This is a genomic window from Micromonospora sp. NPDC000442 (assembly GCF_042898635.1).
Classification (GTDB): domain Bacteria; phylum Actinomycetota; class Actinomycetes; order Mycobacteriales; family Micromonosporaceae; genus Micromonospora.
The window spans coordinates 98,352-105,692 of sequence record NZ_JBIAYZ010000018.1 but is presented as its reverse complement, the minus strand read 5'-3'; the positions used below and the strand labels follow the sequence as shown (position 1 = coordinate 105,692).

The 7,341-nt window shown below is 67.8% G+C and carries 1 protein-coding gene and 1 pseudogene; both read right to left on the bottom strand.

Translation table 11 applies throughout. The annotated features are described in order from the left end of the window. Positions 1 to 3,088, bottom strand: a pseudogene (locus ACFY2A_RS24520) (hypothetical protein); the annotation flags it as partial. Between the two features lie 245 nt (positions 3,089 to 3,333). Further along, positions 3,334 to 6,933, bottom strand: coding sequence for a LamG-like jellyroll fold domain-containing protein (locus ACFY2A_RS24515; RefSeq protein ID WP_387174875.1), 3,600 nt, complete (start codon positions 6,931 to 6,933; stop codon positions 3,334 to 3,336). Positions 6,934 to 7,341: the final 408 nt, after the last annotated feature.

Below are 7,341 nucleotides of genomic sequence, written 5' to 3'. Positions count from 1 at the left end.
CAGTCGTGGTGACATTGCCCTTGATGTCGGTCGCACTCACCGGCCGGCCCGCGGAGTCATAGCCGCCCTGCGACACGACCTGCCACACAGTGCCGGTGCCGGTCGACCAGTCCTTGATCTGCTCGGTCTTCGTCACCGATCCGTACTTCGGGGCGGTGTCGACGCTGCTGGCTTCGTCGTAGTAGGTCCGCGCGTCGGAGATCACGTCATCGACGGTGGACGGGGTCGTGCCGCAGGCCAGCGCGGTGGTGGTCGTCTGCTTGACCGTGGTGGTGAGGTTCTTGCCGGTGTTGCGGTTGTAGCGGTAGGTGATGCATTTCTCGTCGCCGGTGACGGCGATGTCGCCGTCGTCCTGTGACCAGTTGACCGTGCCGTACGTGTGATCCAGGTTCTTGGTGCCCCGGGAGGTGCGCCAGCCCTGGCTCCCGTCGACGCCCAGGGCGGTGGCCGTGTAGGTGGTCTGTGTGTCGACGAACCGGGCCTCGACGGTGTCGCCGTTGATCGTCCGGCTCGCGGTCGGGTTGGACCGCCACGGCACGTTCACCGTCTTCGACACCGGCTTGGTCTCGACGCCGTTGTAGACGACCTGCTCGCGCACCTGGCCGGCGAACTGGTCCTCGTCGTAGACGGTTTCGGTGCCCAGTGAGGCCGGGACCGTCACGTTGCGGGTGCCGCCGCTCGGGCTGGCCTTGTCGCCGTGCATACCCCGCATGAAGGTTGTCACGGCGAGTGTCTGGGTCGCCGAGTCGTCACCGACGCGGGTCTTGACCTGCGCGTAGCCACGCCACTGCGACCATGTCTTACGTTCCGGTCTGGTCAGACCGTCGTCGTCGGCGTAGTGCCAGGCCGGCGATCCCACGTACTGATACCAGGTGTGCTTCGACGGCGCCTGGTGCCCGTCGGCGAGTTGGATGTCGTCTTCGGCGACGTGCTCGACCCGATGTTTGTGCCACCATTCGGTGATGAGCCGCTCACCGGTGGGGTCGGCCGGGTCCGGCACCCGCACGGGGTAGCACCGTTTGGTGTTCGTGTGCGGGTTCAACGTCTCGACGATCGCCTCGGTGCACTCCGGCTGCGCGTAGTCGACCTTGATCCGGGATCCGGTCTCCGTCACGATGCTGGAGATCCGTAGCCAGTTGTCGGTCGTACCGTGCTCGGTCAGTACCCGGTTCGGCAACGACTCCGGCTCGAAGGTGACCGGCGGCAGGCTGACGGTGCCGCCTACGTGCCCCGCGTGGTCGATGCGGTTCAGCCACAGTCCGGTGTGTGTGGAGTCCGCCGTCGCGGCGAAGGTGTGCGACAGGGTCCATGACTCGACGTCCTGCCAGGCCGGGGTGGTCTTGGTGGTGTCCCACACCCTCGTGGTGATTTTCTTCAGCCGCTTCGTCGTCCAGAACGTCGGTGAGTACTGCTGCGCGCACGACGTCGCCGACGCCTTGCACTCCTGATCCCAGGGGGTGTCCTTCCACGACGCCTTCACCGGGCTCGACTCGGTGCCGCAGTTGTCGAAACACCGCATGTCCGTCTCGAACACCACCCGCGCGTACGGACTGGTGCTGCGTTCCGTCACCCCGTGGATGTCCGCGGTTCGGTCGTAGGTGCCGTAGTCGATTCGCTCCAGATACCCTGCCCGGTCGTAGGACACGTCGTCGGAGTCGGTGTCGTTGCGGGCGTACTTGTTGGTCTCCTTGCCGTACCACAACGACATCGTGTTGCCGCGCACATCGACGACGTAGTCCACATTCCACCGCCAGGCCTGCTGGCAGTCGGAGCTGGCGAAGGCCGCGGCGTGGCACGGCTCCCCCGTGTGGTTGCCGAACACCGGCACTGCTAGGGCCGAGTTGGTCTTCGCCGTGTGGCCCGGCAGCGCGTGCAGGCCGAAGAAATACTGGGTGCCGTCGGTGGTGGTGACCTTCCAGTGCTCGCCGTTGTTGTCGCCGTTGCCCGATGCGCCGGTCAACTTCTCGATCTTCGATCCGTCTTCCGAGCGGGTATGCCAACCCTTGCCGGTCTCGAACACGAGCTCGGTGCTGCGGCCGTTCAGGTTCATCGTCGCGTTGTCCGAGCGCCAGCACAGGTCACCGGTGTCGGTGGTGTTGTTCGCGCCGCTTGTCTTCCGGTCCTCCGCGCAGGGCACGTACCGCCGCTCGATGAACCCGGGCGAATAGTCGAAACCCTCACCGATCCACGACGGCTGGTTGTTCGTCACCTCGGAGCGGCCATCCACCGAGGCCGACGAGTAGGCCAGGGCGACCGACGGCTCCGGGCCGGTCGCCGGCGGCGTACGCAGCGGATAGTTCCACGAGAAGTCACCGGACGAGCCGCCCGCCGACCAGGTCGACGAGGGCGCGAGGCCGGTGGCGGTGAAGTCGCCGTCCGCGCCCGACCCGGCCGCCGCCAAGACGATGAACGAGCCAGCCGCCGGGGTCGTCTCCCCCGACAGCCGGCTCAGCTCCCTCGGCATGGTCGAGGTGGGGGCGGTCACCTCCGCGGTCGCCACTCCCGTACCGAGGTCGTTCCTCGTGGGCAGCGGCACGGACCGGCAACCCGGCGCGTCCGGTGTCGACAGGGCACAGGTCGGGACCTGCCACAGCCGCAGCCGCGACGCCCAAGACCCGCCCACCGCGTGCCGGAACGAGTTGTAGTCCACCGACACCTTTGCCGTTCCGGCCGCAGCCCCGGCCGGCGCCGTCACCTTGAGCACCAGGCCGTCACGCCAGCTGCCCGGTAGTGACTCCCGATCCACCACCTGCACGTCGACGCTGGTGACCCGCGCACCGGCCGGACCGCTGCCGCGAGCGACCCACACCGGAAGGGCACCCGCTCTGACGCCCCGACCTGACGTGCTCGGCGAATCGAGCGTGATCCGGGCGGTGCTGGCTGTCGGCCACACCGGCTTTGGGAGCGGCGTGTCCTGCATCAGCTTCTGCGTCCACGCCCGCCCCGACACAGAAGCGCCGTGCGTGTCGAGCTTTTCTGCCGGTGGCCGCGTCGGCTCGGCCTTCGGGGCGACCGCCTCGGCCGGCACACCGACCAGCAGCGACGCCGCCACGGGAACGGCCGTCAGGCCGGCGATCCACCGGCGCAGGCGGCCGGCTGCACGCAAGCTCCGTCGTGGCTGCCGCGAATCGTGGGCAGGTAGTGCAGAGAACATGCTTTCTCCCCGGTCAGGAAAGCCGCTTGGAGCAGGGGTGCAGATGGGTCATATCGGCAATTGCGCGAGCTGGACGTCGGACGTGTTCGGTCCGGCCCGCGGGTCAGCAGGTGAGCGGCCTACGTTGGTCGGCGGCGCCCCGAGCACCGGAGCGTGCTGCCACCCGGCCTGGCCGCGGGCTACGAGTCGTACAGCATGTACACCGCCGTGTCCGTCAGTGCGCCCTGGAACACGGCGACGTTGTCGATGCCGCCGATCCACGGGTCCTTCAACTGGCCCTGCCACTGGACCCGGCCCACCAACAGCGGTCCGGTCGACACCATCGGAGTGAAGGAGATGTTCTGCGTGACCCCTTCGAGCTCACCGTTGACGTAGAGGCGGATCTGCTTCCGCCCAGCGTCGTACACGCCGACAAGGTGCGTCCACACGCCCTCCTCGGCGGTTGACGTCGACGTGATGCTGGCCGTCGGTGTGGTGCTGGTGTCCTCGTCGCTGATGGCGAACTGCCACTTGCTCAGAGTGGAGTTGAACTTGAGCCAGCCGCCGCTGGCATGCTGCCCACGTTGGGACACCGCCGTCCGCATGCCGTCGAGCCGGTCGAGCATCACCCAGGCCGACATCGTGAACGACTGATCGGTACGCAGGACCGGCTTGTCCTGCCACTGGGTGAACTCCAGACCGTCGGCGTCCGGCGGCGTGGTCCCCGCCTTCACCGCGCTTCGCCCGTACTCCGCGGTGCTCTCGGTGTACCCCTCCTCCGGGAAGTACTCGTCGTCGAGCCACAGCCCCGAGCCGTCGGTGGCATAGCCGGCTCCCACGGCGGAACCGCGCGTCAGTGCCAGCCACCGATCCCAGCTCGTCACTATGTCGCGCACCTGGCAGGTGTCCCGCAGATCGGCCAGGTAGCAAGGCGTCGCGAACTCGAAGTCCCAGTCGCCCACCCGCACCGGAGTCAGCATCCCCGGCTCGTGGAACCCGCCGGAGGCCGGATCCTGTGCCAGCTGGCCAACGAAATCATGCGGCACCAGCACCCGGTCGTACGCCTGAACGTCGGCGACGGTGCCGTGGAACCAGTTGCTCGCTACGCCGGAGCTCCACCCCCGACCCACCGCGAACGTGCCGGTGGCGTTCCACGGCGTGCCGCTGCGGTCGACCTCGGAGACAAGCTCGCCGTCGACATAGAGCCGGACCTTGCCAGCGGCCTTGTCATACACGCCCGCGATGTGCGTCCAACGCCCGACATCGGCAGAGGTCAAGGCCGTGGCGCTGTACGCCGCACGGGTGGTACTTGACTGGTCGTCGCTGTCCTTCATCAGGAACGACCACCGTGGCGTCAACGGAGACCCGACCAACCGTGTGCCCAGATGAAACCCGGCGGCGCTCGCCCCCGCCTGGGATGCGATGACGACATCGCCGGTCGTCGGCAGCGAGGTGAGCCGGACCCATGTGGCGATGCTGAAGGAGTTGGCCGTGTTGACGACACTGCCCGGCGTGGTCAACACCGACGAGCTGCCGTTGAGGCCAGCGGTCTTGCCACCGTTCAGGCGAACATCGTCGACCCAGCTGACGTTGGACGCGCTCAGGTCGGTTAGACCGCCCAGCGTGGGCTGCTGATCGGCGAGCGCGGACGTCTGGTCGACGCCGGGGTACTGCTCCAGACCCCACTGGGCGATAGCCGGTGAGGGTCGGGGTGCGGTGAAGGTGGCGGAACCGATGTTGCCGAGATTGCCGGTGGCGTCAATGCCACGAACCCAGAGGGTGTTCTGCCCGAAGCTGGGCACGGTGACGGTGACCGTGGCCGTCTTCGGGTTGGTGCCGCTGGCGGCGACCTCGGTCGTGGGCGGGTTGGACCAGCCGAAGCGGAACTTGGTCACGTCCGTGGTAGTGGTGCTGATCGAGAAGGTCATCGTCTTGCCCGGGCCACCGGCGGTGCCCGGGGTGATCGTGGGCACCGGCGGCACCGTGGTATCCGGGGTGAACTGGCACCACGACGACCACGAGCCGGTGATCGAGTACGGGGCCTTGTCGGTGCCCCTGGCGCGGAACGCGTAGGTAGGTCCCTTGGCGACCGTCACCGCGGAACTCGTCGCCCGACTGTTCGGGGTGATTCCCGTCCTCGCCGGCGGCGGACTCTTACGGGCCGGGAAGGTGGACGTCACGGTGCTTATGCCGCCCGCCGGCACCTCGATCCATTCGAAGGTGCCGGTCAGTGAGTCGCTGCTGTCTGCGTCGGGGAAGACCGCCGAGAACGTCGGGGCCAATGTGCCGATCGTCAGCACACCGGAGCCGCAGGTCACGCCAGCGGCCTGGAGGGTGTGCGGGGCACCGGGCTTGGTGTCGTAGTCGACGATCAGCTTCGCATCATTGGGAAAGAACTTCTTCCAACGATCCTCCGTCGACTCCCCCGACCCATCCGCCGCGCGGGCGGTGAACGCCACGGTGATCGAACTCCAGTTCCCGGTCGCCGCGGCCTGCACCTGGTTGGTGGTGTTCGAGCCCTTGAAGTTCATGATCATGTCGGGTTGGATCGACGAACAACCGCCGGCCTCATTCGCGTTCCCCTTCGCCGAGTTCAGGAACGCTCTCATCTTCATCGTCGACCACGTCGCCTTCGGCGTCGCGTTGATCGCCGAGGTCAGATACATCGCCGACACCGTCGGCTCGCACGACCACGAGTGGTCCAGCTTCATCTGCACGTACGCCGACTCGATGTGCTTGCCCTTGAGCGACACTCCGTTGGCCGTCGTCGAGAACGCGAAGTACGACCGGTAAAGGGCGCCGGTATCCGGGTTCAGCCCCACTCGCGCGCGACTCGTGTCCGAGTTCGACGACCCGTTGTTCGTCCCGTACGCCCACTTGCTCTTGAACACCGACCACGCCGGGTCCACGAACAGCGGGAACACCACATCCGGATGGTCCAGCAACGTCTCATCCGGACGCAGCACCAGGTGGTCGCCAGACACCTCGACATCAACCTTGCCGGTCCGTGCCGCATCCCCCGCCACCGTCGCGGTCGACGGCGAACTCTCGGTCGACGACCCCCGCGCCGAGACGCCGTCCACCGCCCCCACCCGGGAATCCCACATCACCGCCGGCTCTGCCGAAGCGACCACAGCACCACCTGCCATCGCCCGCAGGCCGCCATCCGGGCCCGCCACGACCTCGACGTCCCCACCAATGCGGAACCGCGGCTCACGGACGTCAGGATGCGTCGCCGCCGCCCGCGTCTTGACCACCAGCACGTGCGTGAAGCCCGTCCGCGTCGCCCGCACCACCAGATCCACATCGGCAAGCACGTCCGCGTAGGTCAACGCATCCCCCGACACCGTCGGCGCCGGCAACGTCCCCGGCCACGAGAGGGTGACCGTCCGCCCGCCACGCGTCAGCGTTACCATCGCCCCGTCCCCACCACCCGAGAACGCCACGTCCGCGACCGAGACCCCGGGGCGCCACAACCCGTCTCCACCCCGGGCCAGGTTGAGATCGATATCCCGCCAACTGCCGGCCTTACGGGTGCGCTGCGGCACCACCGCGGACGCGAACTGCAGCCGCCCGTCCGGCAACGCGGTCACCTCGGCGAACTCCGTCCGCGACCCGTCCACCACCACCGGCTGCCCGCAGGAGGCAGCCAGCGCCCTTGCCTCAACCTCGGAGCCGGCCACGTCCACGCACTGTCGTCCCGCCGCAACGACCCGCTCCGGCGCCGGAACACCGATCACCCCGACAGCCACCACCGCCGCCACCGCCGCGGACAACCCACGCCGCCACCGAACGCCCAACACACACCCCCGCTGAGAGCAAGCAGTGGCAGCGACAGTAGGGCCTCAACCTCCCCCCGACCGCCCCGCTACGCCATGAAAAAACCGTCACCCACCACGCAATATCGATCACAAGCAATGCATCGATGGGCGCAACATCGCTTGATCACTTAGGGCGACGGGAAACCGTTCGATGAAAATCAATATGTGATCAGGAGCACACCTTGTGCGCCGCCCTGCCGACCACTAACCTGCCCTGCCGCCGAGGCACTGGCGCACTGCGGCGGAGATCGCGACCCGCCGCCACCAGCACGCTCGACGCCGATCGTGGCCGCCTCCACCCCACCGCCCACCGACGTGAAAACGCAGCCGGATGATGCAGGGCCCTCCAGTGCCGGCGTAGATCGACGAGGGCACCTCAGGCGAGGC